14 protein-coding genes are annotated in these 15,375 nt (G+C 53.1%); 1 reads left to right on the top strand and 13 read right to left on the bottom strand.

The window, feature by feature from the left end:
- Nucleotides 1–58: 58 nt before the first annotated feature.
- The 12 genes from CCY01nite_RS15610 to CCY01nite_RS15665 all read right to left on the bottom strand — a co-directional run bounded on the left by CCY01nite_RS15610 (nucleotide 59) and on the right by CCY01nite_RS15665 (nucleotide 11,649).
- Nucleotides 59–331, bottom strand: a complete 273-nt coding sequence (locus CCY01nite_RS15610) for an acylphosphatase (protein ID WP_146863663.1) — start codon at nucleotides 329–331, stop codon at nucleotides 59–61.
- 292 nt (nucleotides 332–623) lie between these two features.
- Nucleotides 624–1,208, bottom strand: coding sequence for a 2'-5' RNA ligase family protein (locus CCY01nite_RS15615; RefSeq protein ID WP_146863665.1), 585 nt, complete (start codon nucleotides 1,206–1,208; stop codon nucleotides 624–626).
- A gap of 174 nt (nucleotides 1,209–1,382) precedes the next feature.
- Nucleotides 1,383–2,141 carry a triose-phosphate isomerase gene (tpiA, locus tag CCY01nite_RS15620; protein ID WP_146863668.1) on the bottom strand — a complete coding sequence of 253 codons (759 nt, stop codon included), beginning with the start codon at nucleotides 2,139–2,141 and terminating at the stop codon, nucleotides 1,383–1,385.
- A gap of 48 nt (nucleotides 2,142–2,189) precedes the next feature.
- Complete coding sequence (locus tag CCY01nite_RS15625; protein WP_146863671.1) at nucleotides 2,190–3,347, bottom strand: putative sugar nucleotidyl transferase; 1,158 nt, start codon at nucleotides 3,345–3,347, stop codon at nucleotides 2,190–2,192.
- 70 nt (nucleotides 3,348–3,417) lie between these two features.
- A complete protein-coding gene (locus CCY01nite_RS15630; protein ID WP_146863674.1) occupies nucleotides 3,418–3,672 on the bottom strand; it encodes a type B 50S ribosomal protein L31 in 255 nt (84 codons plus the stop codon).
- Nucleotides 3,673–3,735: 63 nt separating this feature from the next.
- Nucleotides 3,736–4,227, bottom strand: a complete 492-nt coding sequence (locus tag CCY01nite_RS15635) for a YajQ family cyclic di-GMP-binding protein (protein ID WP_146863677.1) — start codon at nucleotides 4,225–4,227, stop codon at nucleotides 3,736–3,738.
- Between the two features lie 112 nt (nucleotides 4,228–4,339).
- On the bottom strand, nucleotides 4,340–6,598 hold the full coding sequence (locus CCY01nite_RS15640) for a M56 family metallopeptidase (protein WP_146863680.1): 2,259 nt from the start codon (nucleotides 6,596–6,598) through the stop codon (nucleotides 4,340–4,342).
- A 10-nt stretch (nucleotides 6,599–6,608) separates the two neighbouring features.
- On the bottom strand, nucleotides 6,609–6,992 hold the full coding sequence (locus tag CCY01nite_RS15645) for a BlaI/MecI/CopY family transcriptional regulator (RefSeq protein WP_146863683.1): 384 nt from the start codon (nucleotides 6,990–6,992) through the stop codon (nucleotides 6,609–6,611).
- A 272-nt stretch (nucleotides 6,993–7,264) separates the two neighbouring features.
- A complete protein-coding gene (locus CCY01nite_RS15650) occupies nucleotides 7,265–7,894 on the bottom strand; it encodes a hypothetical protein (protein WP_146863686.1) in 630 nt (209 codons plus the stop codon).
- A gap of 16 nt (nucleotides 7,895–7,910) precedes the next feature.
- Entirely contained in the window at nucleotides 7,911–8,780 is an 870-nt protein-coding gene (locus tag CCY01nite_RS15655; RefSeq protein WP_146863689.1) for a DUF4249 domain-containing protein, read from the bottom strand.
- An 83-nt stretch (nucleotides 8,781–8,863) separates the two neighbouring features.
- A complete protein-coding gene (locus CCY01nite_RS15660; RefSeq protein WP_246129952.1) occupies nucleotides 8,864–11,254 on the bottom strand; it encodes a TonB-dependent receptor in 2,391 nt (796 codons plus the stop codon).
- Between the two features lie 185 nt (nucleotides 11,255–11,439).
- Nucleotides 11,440–11,649: a hypothetical protein gene (locus tag CCY01nite_RS15665; protein WP_146863692.1), complete on the bottom strand. Its 210-nt coding sequence runs from the start codon at nucleotides 11,647–11,649 to the stop codon at nucleotides 11,440–11,442.
- 93 nt (nucleotides 11,650–11,742) lie between these two features.
- On the opposite strand from CCY01nite_RS15665, the gene CCY01nite_RS15670 reads away from it, so the two are divergent.
- Nucleotides 11,743–12,741: a helix-turn-helix transcriptional regulator gene (locus tag CCY01nite_RS15670; protein ID WP_146863695.1), complete on the top strand. Its 999-nt coding sequence runs from the start codon at nucleotides 11,743–11,745 to the stop codon at nucleotides 12,739–12,741.
- Nucleotides 12,742–13,096: 355 nt separating this feature from the next.
- On the opposite strand, the gene CCY01nite_RS15675 is transcribed toward CCY01nite_RS15670, so the two are convergent.
- A complete protein-coding gene (locus CCY01nite_RS15675; RefSeq protein ID WP_146863700.1) occupies nucleotides 13,097–15,346 on the bottom strand; it encodes a sodium-translocating pyrophosphatase in 2,250 nt (749 codons plus the stop codon).
- Nucleotides 15,347–15,375 lie beyond the last annotated feature (29 nt).

Consider the following 15,375-nt stretch of genomic DNA (forward strand, 5'->3'; position numbering starts at 1 on the left):
GGGGCAGTACAGCGTACTGCCCCGTTTTTTTTTTCGATCATAAGAACCGGAGCATTTGTTACTTGCGGAGAATGTCGAAATCAGGGTAATGCCGCAGGGGGCCTTCCGTGACCTCCAGGTGGCTTACTTCCGCGCCGGACGGGCCGTAACGGCACCAGTCGATGAACTCTTCCAGCACACCTTCGGGACCTTCCGCTGCGATCCATACATGCCCGTCCGGCGTGTTTTTCACAGCGCCGCGTATGCCCATCTTGTCGGCCACAGACTTTGCGGTGGCCCTGAAGTAGACGCCCTGCACTTTTCCTTTTACCAGGATTTCCTTGTGGATCATGATATGGACGGATTAATAACTAAAAATAACAAAAAATCTGCTCCGGCGCCCGGACTACGCGCACCTGTATATGATAAACGGATGAAAGTAAACATACCACATGGGAGTTCCGTGTGAACAACGATGAGCCTCGCACAAACAGCGATGAATCCCCGTGTGAACAACGATGAATTTTATGCCAGCAAGCAGAATGTAAGAGTCAGGAGATGAACGCCCGACCCGGTCAATTGGGATATATGATACTGACTGACTCTTGAAAGCAGTTTGAATAAAAGATACTATTGCCGGGGGATCAGGCCGCGTGGTTAAACAGCGGATGATCGGAGGGGTGATCTTTCCCGAACAGGAATTCCCGTACTACTTCATATTTACCCGCGCCTCCGGCCGGTTTCTTCAACAGGCTGAAGCTGTGGCAATGAAAGCTGCGCACAAACATCTTGTTGGAAAAGTAAGGCGACAACTGGTTCATCTGCTGGTGGCTGATGGCCCGGGCCAGCGTGATATGCGGTTTGTAGCTGTTCGCCCGCAGCTCAAAGGTTTGCAGGATCTTCCGGTGCAAATCTTCCACCGGTTTCGGGTTCGCCACATTCACATACAGCATGTGCTTCGATTCCCCCTGTTTGCAGTGATCAATACGGGAAGTATATACCGTAAAGGCGGACTGGTCCATTACCACTCTTTCCAGCATGCCGATAAAATCAGCCTCGTACCGCTCCGGGAACTCCGACCTGAATAAGGATATATGCGCCTGCGTAAAAGCCCCCGGAAGACCGCCCAGCTCCTCCGAGATCAAATGCCTGAACATACTTACATCCTGCACCGTCTGCGCATCCGGATGAATCACCAACATGTAGTCATATAATACTTCGTGTTCCATATCAATATGATTTTTCAATCATCAATTTGAGGTGGTTGCTATCATCAACAGCAATCAGATAGCTGCCTTCCTTTCACAATACGAATATACGAACATTTTTAGTAAATACTAATAAATTTAGCAAAAAATACTAAAAAAAGTGGCTGCAGAAGAAAACCCGCAGCCACCATATGATCAGAAGCTTTTTACGATCGCCGTAAAGTCCGCCGCCACCAGGGAGGCTCCGCCGATCAGGCCGCCGTCCACATCCGGACAGGCAAACAGTTCCGGCGCATTGGACGGTTTTGCGCTGCCGCCGTACAGGATGGTGAGGCCAAGCGCGGCTTCACGTCCATATTTCTCCGCGATCTGCGCGCGGATGAACGCATGCATGTCCTGCGCCTGCTGCGCGCTCGCGGTAAGCCCTGTGCCAATGGCCCAGATCGGCTCGTATGCGATCACAATATTTTTCAGCGCGGCCGCATCCAGGTGAAAGAGGCTTTCCTGCAGTTGCTGCGCAACGAAAGCGTTCTGCGTTTCCGCTTTTCTCACTTCCAGCGGCTCGCCGCAGCAGAAGATCGGTTTGATGCCGGCGGCCAGCGCCTGGTCTATCTTTTTCGCCAGCTGCGCATTGCTTTCCTGAAAATACTCACGGCGCTCGGAGTGGCCGAGGATCACGTAATCCACGCCGATGGACTGCAGCATGTCCGCCGCTACCTCACCGGTGTACGCGCCTGATTTTTCACTGGCGCAGTTCTGTGCCGCCACAAAAATGCCGGGGTAATTTTTTGTCAGTTGCTTTACTTTGGTCAGGTAGGGGAAGGGCGGTGCGATCACCACTTCCTGGCCTTCGGATAACTGAATGCCGGCCGCTACGATGTCGTTCACCAGCTGTTCGCCTTGCGCGAGCGTGAGGTTCATCTTCCAGTTGCCTGCTACGATCTTCTTTCTCATATCATTTTAATATTTCTGATTCGGGTTTGAGGCGCGAAAAATACGGCTTTATCCCGGAAAAACATATGTCAATATTTGCGTGTCGCTTTCCGTCAGCGTTTGCCCTTTCAGCTGCATCCAGGCCGCCGCGTCCCGCAGGGCTTCATCCAGCCGGTAACGGTCCGTGCCGCCCCAGCTGAAGGAGGGCATGAACTTCGGCGGGAAATTGCTGCCGAAAACGTTGCAGGACACGCCGATAACGGTGCCGGTATTGAACATGGTATTGATGCTGCAACGGCTGTAATCTCCCATCAGTACGCCGCACTTCGGTCCGGCGGACCAGGCTTCCTGCCTGGCTTCCATCCAGATGCGCACCTCCCGGGCGTTGTTCTTCATATTCGAGCAGCAGGTATGCGCGCCCAGGTTGCACCATTCGCCGATCACCGCGTCGCCGAGATAGCCGTCGTGCCCCTTGTTCGAATGATCGAAGAAGACGGTATTCTTGATCTCTCCGCCCACCACGCAGCGGTGGCCCACGGAAGTAGCGCCGTAGATGCGGCTGCCCATTTTTACGACGGAAGATTCGCCCAGCCCGAAGGGCCCGCGGATCATGCTGCCTTCCATCACCTGCGCGTCTTTACCAATGTAGATCGGGCCGGTGGCGGCGTTCAGGATGCAGCATTCCACTACGGCGCCGGGCTCTATGAATATGTTGTCTGTGTTGAAAGTCTTGTTGGTGGATGAAAGGGGCGCGGAAACACGGCCGGCGGTCAGCAGTTCAAAATCGTCCCGGATCGCCTGGTCGTTAAACTGAAAGATGTGCCAGGGGAGGTCTATCCGTACAATGTCCCCGTCAAAATTCACTCTTTCCGAAGTAGCGGGAGAAAAGAAGTCTTCCCCGCTGATCACCTTTACCAGCAGCCTGCCGTCCTTATACAGTTCCTGCCCGGGTTCCAGCAGGCGGATGGCTTCCAGCAGGGGAGCGGAGGGCAGCAGATGGCCGTTCAGCAGTATCGTAAGGGCACTTTTGGGCGCTTTTATCAGGGGGTATCTGGCCTGGAGGTGGTCCATCGTGAAATAGCTGATGGGCGTGGTGTTCAGCCAGCGCTCCCATTTTTCCCGGATGCTGAGGAGGCCGACCTTGATGGCGGCTACGGGCCGGGTGTGGGAAAAGGGGTATAACAGATCCCGCTCAGGCGTGTCAAACAGGATATAGTGTGGATTCATAGCTGGCTAAAATAAATAAATCCCGCCGATTAAACCGGCGGGATCATGAAAAGATATTCACAAAAAAGGCTTATTTAGCCTCTTTCTTGTAGCGCTTGTTGAATTTGTCGATACGGCCTGCGGTATCCACCAGTACGTTCTTACCGGTATAGAAAGGATGAGATGTATTGGAGATCTCAAGCTTGATCAAAGGATACTCGTTGCCATCCTCCCATTGCACAGTTTCGCGGGAAGGCGTAGTGGAACGGCTCAAAAAGCTCTGTCCGTTAGACATGTCTTTAAACACTACGAATCTATAATTTTCCGGATGAATTCCTTGTTTCATATCAATCAGTTAAAAAAATACAGAGTGCAAAGGTAACAGAACTTTTTATAATAGCCAAGAAATTTAGCTTTTCATATTTACATATTGCAGGGGGATGCCCAGGTTGGCTTCCTTGCATTTTTGTATAACTTCCTGTAAATCATCTATTTTCTTGCCTGTCACCCGTACAATGTCGTCCATGATGGCGGCCTGCACTTTCAGCCCGGCGTCCTTGATCAGCTTGACGATCTTTTTGGCGTCTTCCTGTTTGATGCCGTTCCGTACCGGGATGTCTTTTTTAAACACCTTTCCGCTCTGGTAAGGCTCCTTGCTCTGGTCGAAAATGGAGGCGTCCAGCCCTTGCCGCATCGATTTGCTGACCAGCACGTCTATGACCTGGCCGAGCTTCATATCGCTTTCCACTTCCAGGTTGAGCACCAGGTCTTTTTTATTCAGCTCGATGCTCACATGCGAATCCTTGAAATCGTACCGGGTGGTGATCTCCTTTTTAACGGTATTGATGGCGTTATCGAGGGTTTGCAGGTCTACTTTGCTCACGATGTCAAATGACGGCATAAAAGGGTTTTTAATGGTGATGAAACGAAGGGCAAATATAATAAAAAAGCCACGACCGGTGAAGGCCAGTGGCTTTTTTTAGCTGATAGAATGGCGAAAATAAAATGAATGGTTAATCCTGGTCCTGAACGTTTATATGGAGATTTGTCTTATTGCCTGATATTGAAACGTTATCTTCCTTCAGATATTGCGAATACTTCCGCATTACTTTGGCGGGCTGCTTCTTCCCGTTGATGTACAGGTGGCCGTCCTTTTTCTGGATATCGAAGTTTTCACTGCGGTCGATGAGCTTGTCGTTTTCCAACCCCTTCAGGAGGTCGTTCATATTCCTGGAATGTTTCTCTGCCCTGGCAGCCTGGCCGGAACGGAGGTAGGCGTTCCTGGCCTCGGCCACTGCCCGGAACTGCTGCTGCTGTGCCTTGAGGGCTTCGGCGCGGGCCAGCTGGAGCGCCTGCTGCCGGGCGCGGAGGGCTTCCATGCTTTCCTGGTGCGCCGCCTTGAGGGCTTCCTGCCGGGCGCGCATGTCGTGGGCGCGGGCCTGGTTCATATCGCGGAGGGCTTCCGTGCGCGCGGCATTGATCTCCTCCCAATTGATCTTGTCCAGGCTCTTTTTGATGTCCTGCTGCATCTTTTCCCAGTCGGCCTTGTTCATCTTGTCCTTCAGCTGGTCCTGTATCTTGTCCCACTGGATGTTCTTCATCTGCTCCTGGATATTCCTGTTCATTTTGTCCCAATCGATGTTCTTCATGCTTTTCTCAATATCCCTGTTCATCTTGTCCCAGTCGATCTTCTTCATGCTCTCGGCCAGCTGCTGGTTCATTTTATCCCAGTTGATGTTTTTCATGCTTTCCGTCACATTCCTGTTGATCTTTTCCCAGTCGATGTTCTTCATGCTTTCCGCGATCTGCTGGTTCATTTTGTCCCAGTTGAAGTTCTTCATCCTGGCCTGCGCGTCGCGGGCGCGCTGTTGCGCCTGTTGCATGCGGATGTAGCTTTCTTCCATTTTTTTGCGGTCGCCCGCGGGCATCTCGTCGATGCTGTTGTATTCTTTCACCTCGCCTTTATCGTTGGTGATGATGATCTTGCGGTTTTTGGCCGGAAGGGTGTCATTATCAAAATCATAGATGAAATCGGGCGGTGTGGGCGGAGCAGGTGGTGCTGGCGGCGCTACCGGGGAAACGGGCGTACCCGGCGCCGGCGGGGCAGGCGGCGTTACCGGAGCTATGGGCGCTACCGGGGCGGCGGTGGCTGTTACTGGGGGTGGTGCGGGCGGCGCCGGAGGCGGTACGGGCACAGTGTCCCTGTTCCAGCTGAAGAACGTTTCCGCTTTGGCGGTGTTGGCCGAAGGGTTCAGCCAGGCGATAGACACCAGCCCCGTGAGAATGATCAGCATGGCCATCATCCGTTGCGTATAGTTAAGATTCTTCTTTTTCATTTCCATGATGCGTTTGATGCGATGAAGTAAATGGTGTTTGTCATCTGCCGCCGCCATGGCCATCGGGTTGGCTGTCAACCGGTATTCTTCCAGCGCAACCAGCGCCCTGGCGTATTGCAGGGGCTGTACGGTACCTGCTATCACAAGATCGTCACAGCAATGTTCCCTTTCCAGGCGGATGTTTTTGGAGATCCACCATACAAAAGGATTAAAGAACAGGATGGTTTCAACAATGGACTGGAAGATATTCAACAGGTAGTCATTACGTTTGATATGCGCCAGCTCGTGCAGCAAGATGGCTTCCAGCTGGTCCGGCGAAAGGTTGTTGACCATCGCGGCGGGGAGGAGGATCACCGGGCGCAGGAAGCCGATCATCACGGGCACCTGCAGATGCTTCGAGATGAACAGCTGCACCTTGCGGGCCACGCCCATGCGGCTTGCCAGCCTGAACAGATGATGTTCCCATTCCTTACCCATGGCGGTAACGTCCTGCTGCCGTATCTGGCGCAGCTGGGCCAGGTCAATGCACAGCTTGATGGCCATGATCACCACGCCGATGGCGTAAATAGAAACCAGCACCGGGAAGTACACTTCCATGCCCGGCAGCATCATATGCAGCCCGTCCGTTTTTTGCGCCGGTACATGCTGCGCCACCGCGGCCAGCGTGGAAACGTCCATTTTCATCGCCAGCTCTTCCACCACATGCTCCGCTTTTACAAGCGACAGCTCATGAAAGAAGGTCCATACGAACCAGCCGCTGATACCGGCCAGTGAGAGAAACGACAAATGATATTTGATGGCGGCGCTGGCCATGGGCCAGATCTTCAGCACTACTCTCAGGCACGCATACACGCAGAAGGCCTGCCAGAAAGAATGCAGCAGCGTCCAGCCGAAGGCGCGGATAATGTCAGTGGTCAATGGTAGCAAGGATGTCATGGCAAAAAGTTTAAGACTGCTTTTTTTCCATCTCGTTCAGATACTGGCGGATACGGTCCAGCTCTTCCGGGGAAGAACGGTGATGGCCCAGGGCCTGCATCACCAGCTGGGTGGCGGAACCATTGAATACCGTATCTATCATTTTGTTCAATAGCTGCTGTTGTGTGCGCTCCTGCGAAACGCTGGCTTCGTAGATGTGCGTCTTCGCACTGGCATCCCGCTTCAGCAAACCTTTTTCATGCATGATCTGCATCAGCTTGAGGGTAGTGGTGTAACCCGCTTCCTTGCTTTGCTCCAGTATCTCATGCACTTCCCTTACCGTACTGGCCCCGCGTTCCCACAGGATGCCCAGTATTTCCAGTTCACTTTCCGTTGGTTTAACCTGCTTGTTCATTGTTGAATTTTATAAATGATACCTGTTCTACGAATATCTTCGTAAACAAATGTACGATACTTTTCGTAATAGCAAAATAAAGGGGTGATTTTTTATTTGGATGGTGATGGGGTGGGAGGAGTGGTGGCAGGGACAAAAAAAAAGGGGTGACCAAAAAGTAATGGCCAGCCCTGATTTATCCGGTTACCTGGTGGGAACCGTTGCTGTTCAAGCGATTCTCAAAGCCTTCGTTTTACTTCTTGGTCACTTCCTGCCATCTGTTTTTTGTCAGATCAGAACCGGCCTGCCTTCAGTGTAAAGTGTGCGGCTGGCCCGCTCAGCTGGCTGTCTGTAATGCCGCTGGTATTGGAGCCCTGTACGTAGCGGTAGGAACCGCCCACGCCTATACGCAGGTATTTTGTAATGTTCATTTCAAAGCTCACATGCGGCTCGCCAACGAAGAAACCGCTGTGGTCCCAGTCCGTATTCTCGTCGCTCACCCCGTGATAGCGTTCGCTCTTGAATACGCCGCCACCGCCTATAAGCAGTCCCACAGCCGCATGGAACAGCTTGTCCGACTTGATGGTATATTCCGGCACAAAACCGGTGTACCACATGTTCCAGTACTGCGTAGGGGAACCGGGACTGTTCTCCGGCGCTTCAATGTTGTTCACCAGCGCATAGCCGCCGGCGCCGAGCATGATCTTGCTGTTGAGCATCACGCCGGCATAGCCGCCGAGCAGTATCGCGCTCTGGTCGTAGAAAGTGGTGTACTTGATCGTAGGTGCGCCGAAGCCGCCTACCCGGATGCGCTTTTTACCGCCGCCGGCAAGACTTTCGATCTGGCCATCCTGCGCCTGCGCCGTGCCGGCGAGCAGCACGATCATCACAGTGGCGAGGATGGAGTTGATGGTTGCTTGCATAAATGGAATTTGGGATTTATCGGATCACTTTTTCATTGTATTTCACACCGGAGGTACCGAACCAGCCGAGCACCCGCGCCTGGCTTGCCGTGTTGGTATTCACGAGATTGCTCTTCACGTTCTGCAGGATGGAGGCGAACAGGCCGCCGTTGTTCAGCTGCGATTCCACATGCGTCAGGAAAGTATGGCTGGCCTTCGTGCAGGAAGCGATCCGAACGATCACCGTTTCATTCAGCTGAAAGGGCTTGTCGTATTTCGTGATGCCTTCGCTGATGGGGGTAATGAATACCGCGCTGTCCGTAATGCCTTCGTTGAATGCCGCGTTGATCGCGAACACGTCGGCTTCTTTTCTCGCCAGTGAATTACGGTAGCTGCGAATCCAGTAGTAGTCCGTTTGCCCCGGCAGGTCCCTGCCGTGAAAACGTGCGTAGTAGCCTTCTTCACCGCTTTCCGCATCTTCTTCCTTTTTGTATTCGTAAGTGATGGAATCAATGGCGGGCACGTTGCGGATGGTGTCTGTCGCTTCAAAGATCTCTTCACCCAGCTGCACCCGCAGGCGGTACGCATGGTTCAGTTTGCCAATGCTGTTATCCGCCCCGGGATCGTAGCTGTATACGCCGTCGGCAAAGGTAAAGTTGTAGGTAGTGCCGTCTGTAAGATCGGAGAGAATGACTACCGCGTTGTCCACAACGGGCGCGGGCTGCGTGCTGGTGTAGGGAACGGTTTGCGTGATGCGGATGTCCTGTTTGCCGGGCGCATTCGTGATCCATGCATCCACCACGGTGTAGGTCTTGCCTTCCGGTACATCCAGGTCTATCACATCTTCACAGGCGGTAAAACCCGCGCCGGCAGTCAGTATGGAGAATATATAAAGGAATCGTTTCATCTGTCAATATTTATTTTTTACGGGCCAGATGGAACCTCGCATTAACATGGCCCTGTGTGAATATGTCATGCTCGGTTTCATGATCAGAATTTAAAGTTGTAAGTAATGCCGGGAATGATAGAGCCGATGATGGAAAGACGTACGGCCTCGGTTTTGGTAGGATCATCCTTGTTCTGCTGGAAGTATACCGTATAGGCGTTCCTGCGGGCATATACATTGTACAGCGAGAATACCCATTCCCCTTTCCAGCGCTTCAGCTGCTTGCCTTTCCAGGTGAAGGAAAGATCAAGGCGGTGGAAGGGAGCGAGGCGGTAGTTGTTACGTTTGTCGGTCGTGTTGTAGGGAATGTCCCAGTCCTGGTACTCCATGCGCGCGTCCGCGAAGGTGGCGGGCGTTCCGGAAGCGAATACCCAGTTGGCGCCGAGGCTGGTGCGTTTGGTAAATTCATGCGATACCACCAGGTTTACGTTATGCGTACGGTCGTACCGGTTGAGGAACCATTCGTTCTTGCTGATGCCGGGCGTTTGCCTTTCCGAGCGGGAGAGGGTGTAGCTGAGCCAGCCCGTTGTTTTACCGATGTCCCTTTTGGCGTAGATCTCCAGCCCGTAAGCGCGGCCTTTGGCGGACACCAGGTCGGCTTCCAGCTGCTCGTTGAGGTACATGTTGGCGTTGTCGATGAAGTCCAGCTGATCTTTCATCGTTTTGTAAAATACTTCGGCGGATACTTCGAATTGGTCGCCGGGGGCATTATAGAAATAACCGGCGGTCACCTGGTCCGTCACCTGCGGCTTCACGTTGTTGCTCACGGGCGTCCAGATGTCGATCGGTGTAGGCGATGCGGTGGTGCTCAGCTGATGCATGTACTGCGCGCTGCGGGCGTAGGACAGCTTTACGGACGAAGTGCTGTTCAGCCCGTAGCGGGCGGACACGCGCGGCTCCAGGAAGTAGTAATCCGCGATCACTTTCCCGGAAGCAAAATCTTCCGTGCCGGTCAGGCGCTTGCGGATGCCGGGCGTGGTGTCCGCATAATAAAACGCCGTGCTTTTGCCGAGGAACTGGAAGCCGGATAAACGGGCGCCGTATTGTATCCCGAATCTGGAAGTGGGTTTCCATTCATGATCGATGTAAGCGGCGGATTCCAGGGCATGTTTGTCGCGGAGGATGATCGCGTCGGAGCGGCCGTCTTCCGTGGCGATGCTCTTGCCGGGCTTGAAAGTGTAGTAAGTGGATTGCAGCCCGAAGTGCAGCGTGTTTTTGGCGTTCACATAATAGGTGAAGGCCGGTTTCACGCCATAGTTGATGATGTTTGATACCCAGCTGAAGTTCTGCTGCACCTGGTCGGTCTCATCACTTTTGAACTCGAGGCTGTAATCGTATTTCGTGTAGTAGGTAGAAAGGTTGAGGAAGAGGCGGCTGTTGAAGATGTGGTTCCAGCGGACGGTGCCGGTGGTGTTACCCCAGTTCATGTTGGCCTCGTTGCCGAATCCGAATACATCCCGACCCAGGTACCCGCTCACGAAGATGGTGTTGTTCTTGTTCAGCTTGAAGTTGGCCTTTGCCGTTACATCATAGAAGTAGAGCTTGGTATCGGCCATGTCACCGCTCAGGAAAGGTTTCATGAGAATGTCCATATAAGACCTTCTGCCGGCGATGATGAAAGAGGACTGATCCTTTTTAATGGGACCTTCAATGGCGAGGCGGCTGAATATATTGCCGATGCCGCCGGTGAGGCCGAGGCGCTGATCGTTGCCGTCCTTCATGCGGATGTCCAGCACGGAGGCCGTTCTGCCGCCGTATTCGGCCGGAAAGCCGCCTTTGATCAGGTTGATGTTCTTCACGGCATCCGGGTTGAATACAGAGAAGAAGCCGAGCATGTGGGTGGAGTTGTAAAGCGGGGCTTCGTCCAGCAGGATGAGGTTTTCGTCCTGGTTGCCGCCGCGCACGTTGAAGCCTGCGGCGCCTTCGCCCACGGTATTTACGCCGGGCAGCGTCTGGATGGTACGCAGCACGTCCACCTCACCCATGAGGGTAGGCAGTTTTTTGATCTCTGCAATATCCAGCTTGTTAAGGCTGGTATTGAGCGTGTTGATGTTCTTTTCCTGGTGCTTGCCGGTGATCACCACCTCATTCAGCTGGCGGTCGGCCTGCGCGAGGCGGATGTCTTTACGGATGTTACTGGTCAGGTCAATGGTAAATTTCATCGGCGCATAGCCGATGTAAGTGTACTGCAGCTCGTGTTTGCCGGCCGGCAGCGTCAGCGAATAGAATCCATATTCGTTGGTCACGGTGCCCAGGGTGGTGCCGGTTTTACCGATGGAAATACCGATGAGGGATTCGCCGGACTGCTCGTCCCGGACGTAGCCGCTGATCGTGTAACGCTGCTGCTGGGCGGTGGCGCGCTGTATGGACAGCATGCCCAGGCAAAGCAGCAGCAGTGTGCAGGCTGTACTTTTAAATGGCCTTGTGAGCTTCATACTGGTTTTCAGGTTTTTAGCGTTTCGTTGGGTGGAAAACATTTTGCTTTCCGGAGATATGACGTGCAAAAGGGCGGTTACCCCTACAGGTAACAAATAAATCACGGAAAGGGGAAGGAAAAAGGCGGTAGCTGACCGATATCATGTTTTATCAGCCAAAAAGGATGCAATTTCATAAAGACTGGCTAGTCCAGCAGGGCACAATGGTAGCCCAGGTTGCGCACGAAGGAGATCAACCGTTCTTCTTCCAGTTGCTGGCAAACAACCCGTAACACCTTGTCGCAGTCTTCCAGGTCTACCGTGCAGGCAGTTGGGCTGAAATGCCCGGCAATCGCATTGACAACGGTGTTTTTATCTTGTTGCGTACTGATGTTTGTTTTGAAAATGCCGATCATGTGTCTGAATTAAATACTTTTACACAAAATTCGCATCCATCTCCGTTTTGATGTTATACCAAACGGATTATTATTTATACTAAACGGATTTTTATGCCAGTTACGATCAGGAACGACGCCCGGGAGGTGCTGTTTCACAGTGACGAAAGCTTTGAGCAGGAGCCAGCGCCGTCAACGGAGATACAGGAGCAGGTCCACCGGCTGAACTTCGATTTTGGCAATGCCCGCTTCCGTGATATCTCTTTCGACGGATTCATGCTTGGATATGGTGATGTGGAAGTGCATCAACGCCTGCATGTGGAAGCCCAGGAAGCGATGCAGCGGGTAGGAACGCATTTTATGCTACGGGGCGAAATAACGGCCAGCATCGCCGGTGTGGTCAATAACCTGAAGACTTCCACGCAGCAGTATAACATGGTATATACGCCGGACATTGAGGAATCTTTGACGCTGGAACGCCAGCCGAAAATGAAGGTCTTCGCCCTTTCATTCACACGGGGCAAATTCATCGAACTGGCGGCAGCCAACAACGGTCCTGTGCTGGACAGGTTCGCGGAGAAGGTAGAGAACCGCAAGCCCATGTATTTCGATAAGGGGATGCAGATCACACCGCGGATGATGAAAGTGATCGAAGAAGTACATACCTGCCACTTCAAGGGCGGATTGAAAAAACTCTTCCTGCAATCAAAGGCCATCGAGCTGCTGGCGCTGCAATGCGAGCAGGTGGAACTGGAAGAGCGGGGGAGCCGCAAGGCGGAGAAGGTGTCCGGTACGGACGAAGAAAGGATCTATCATGCGCGCGACCTGCTGATCGCCAGTTCGCATGAGCCGCCTTCCCTGCATGAGCTGGCGCGCAAAGCAGGATTGAACGAGTTCAAGCTGAAAGTAGGGTTCCGGAAAATATTCAACAATACCGTATTCGGATATCTGAGCGATTACCGGCTGGAACAGGCAAGGGAAATGGTGCACCGGGGAGACCGGTCGTTCACCGATATCGCGGATGAGCTGGGATATTCATCCATACAGCACTTCAGCCATGCTTTCAGAAAGAAGTTCGGCGTAAGCCCGAGGGAAGTGAAAAGAAGAGTCTGATCATCTCATCGTTTTAAGCATAAAGGCCATCTCAGGAATATTTGAGATGGCCTTTTTCATTAGCCGAACAATAGCCATCCATGTACGATAATCCTTTGAATATCATTATCTGAAACATAGATAAGCCATAGATAACTCATATCTTATTAGGACGGCTTGTATATGAGTAGCATAAGGGTTACATATGGCTTATATATGGGTTATCTCCGGTAAATCGCTATAGGAGAGGGTTTTCAGCCATAGTTTTGTAATATTGATAGTGTATTGTATTGATTTATAGCAGTTAAAAGACATAAAAAGGGCTGCCTCAATTTAACTTTCGAGACAGCCCTGATATTTTTACCGGAAGGACTTTCTATTTCACCAGCATGGCAGTTGCTTTCGCGGGCTGCGGCTGTGTTTTAACTACCTGTTCAACTTTAGGCGCAGGCTGTTGTTTGTTTGCCGCTACGCTTTCGCTGTGAATTTCAGCAAGCGTGGGCGCAATCACCAGCGAAACGATGGACATCAGCTTGATGAGGATGTTCATGGACGGGCCGGAAGTATCCTTGAAGGGATCACCTACGGTATCGCCGGTAACGGAAGCTTTATGCGGCTCGGATTTCTTGTAGAAGATCTCGCCGTTGATGTCCACACCTTTTTCAAATGATTTCTTGGCGTTGTCCCACGCGCCGCCGGCGTTGTTCTGGAACATGCCCATCAGTACGCCGCTCACGGTAGCGCCTGCCAGGAAACCGCCGAGCACTTCAGGCCCGAAGATGAATCCCATCAGCAGGGGAGAAACGATGGCGATCGCGCCGGGCAGCATCATTTTTTTGATGGACGCCTCGGTGGAGATGGCCACACATTTGTCGTATTCCGGCTTGCCGGTGCCTTCCATAATGCCGGGGATGGTCCTGAACTGGCGGCGTACTTCTTCCACCATGCTCATCGCCGCTTCACCTACCGCGCGGATGGCGAGGGAGGAGAAAATAAGCGGGATCATACCGCCCACGAAGAGGCCGGCCAGTACATCGGCTTTATAAATATCAATACCGTCGATCCGCGCTACGCCTACGAAGGCAGCAAAGAGCGCAAGGGCGGTCAGTGCGGCGGAAGCGATCGCAAATCCTTTTCCGGTGGCGGCGGTAGTGTTACCCACCGCATCGAGAATATCTGTTTTTTCGCGAACGTCTTTCGGCAATTCGCTCATTTCCGCAATACCGCCGGCGTTATCGGCGATAGGGCCGAATGCGTCGATCGCCAGCTGCATGGCGGTGGTGGCCATCATACCGGCTGCCGCGATGGCAACGCCGTAGAGGCCCGCGCAGAGGTAAGAACCGTAGATACCGCCCGCGAGCACCAGTATCGGCAGGAAGGTGGATTCCATGCCCACAGCCAGCCCGCCGATCACGTTCGTGGCATGCCCGGTGGAAGATTGGCGGATGATAGACATCACAGGGCGTTTGCCCATAGCGGTGTAATACTCGGTGATAATGCTCATGAGCGTACCCACAGCCAGACCTACCAGGATCGCGCCGATCACGCCGTTCTGTGTAATGGCTTTGGCGCCTTCTTTCAGTTCGGTGGTGCCTGCTATGAAATCACGTTTAAGATAAATGGCTTCTGTCGGCAAGATCCAGTATACCAGCCCGATAGCGGCAATGGCGGTGAGGATGATAGAGCCCCAGTTGCCCATGTTCAGCGCTTTCTGCACGGCGTTCGTGCTGAGGCCGGCTTTATCGCTGATGCGTACGAACCAGGTGCCCACGATGGAGAAAATGATCCCGATCCCTGCGATCAGCATCGGCAGGATAATAGGGGAGAGCCCCCCGAAATTGTCGTTGGCGGCTATTTCGCTGCCCAGCACCATGGTGGCGAGCACGGTAGCTACATAAGAACCGAAAAGGTCAGCGCCCATACCGGCCACGTCGCCCACGTTATCACCCACGTTATCCGCGATGGTAGCGGGGTTGCGGGGATCATCCTCGGGGATGCCGGCTTCCACTTTACCTACCAGGTCAGCGCCTACGTCCGCCGCTTTGGTATAGATACCGCCGCCTACACGGGCGAAAAGCGCGATGCTTTCCGCGCCCAGCGAGAAGCCGGTCAGTACTTCAATGGTCTTGATCATTTCGTCCGTATTCGCGCCCGCGCCAAAGTATGCTTTGAGCACGATGAACAGTCCGCCGAGGCCGAATACCGCCAGGCCGGCCACGCCCATCCCCATTACGGAGCCGCCGGTGAAGGACACCTTCAGCGCGCGGGAGAGGCTGCTACGCGCTGCCTGGGCAGTGCGTACATTGGCTTTGGTGGCTATTCTCATACCAATGAACCCGGCCGTGGCCGAGAAAATGGCGCCGATGATAAAAGCCAGTGCGATCGTCCAGTCCGAGTTCTCATGCGAAAAACCCATATAGCCCAGCAGCAAGGCTGCTATGATCACGAAATAAGTAAGGATCTTGTATTCTGCCTTGAGAAAGGCCATCGCGCCTTCAGCAATGTGTTTGGCAATTTCCGTCATCCTTTCATTGCCGGCATCCTGCCTGGAAACCCAGGCGCTCTGTACGGCGGTAAATAACAGTGCAATCAGTCCGAATAGTGGAATAATGTAAACGATACTCATATAATATAAGCCTTTTAAAATTTACAAGG

It is taken from the genome of Chitinophaga cymbidii, assembly GCF_007992715.1.
GTDB classification, from domain to species: Bacteria; Bacteroidota; Bacteroidia; order Chitinophagales; family Chitinophagaceae; genus Chitinophaga; species Chitinophaga cymbidii.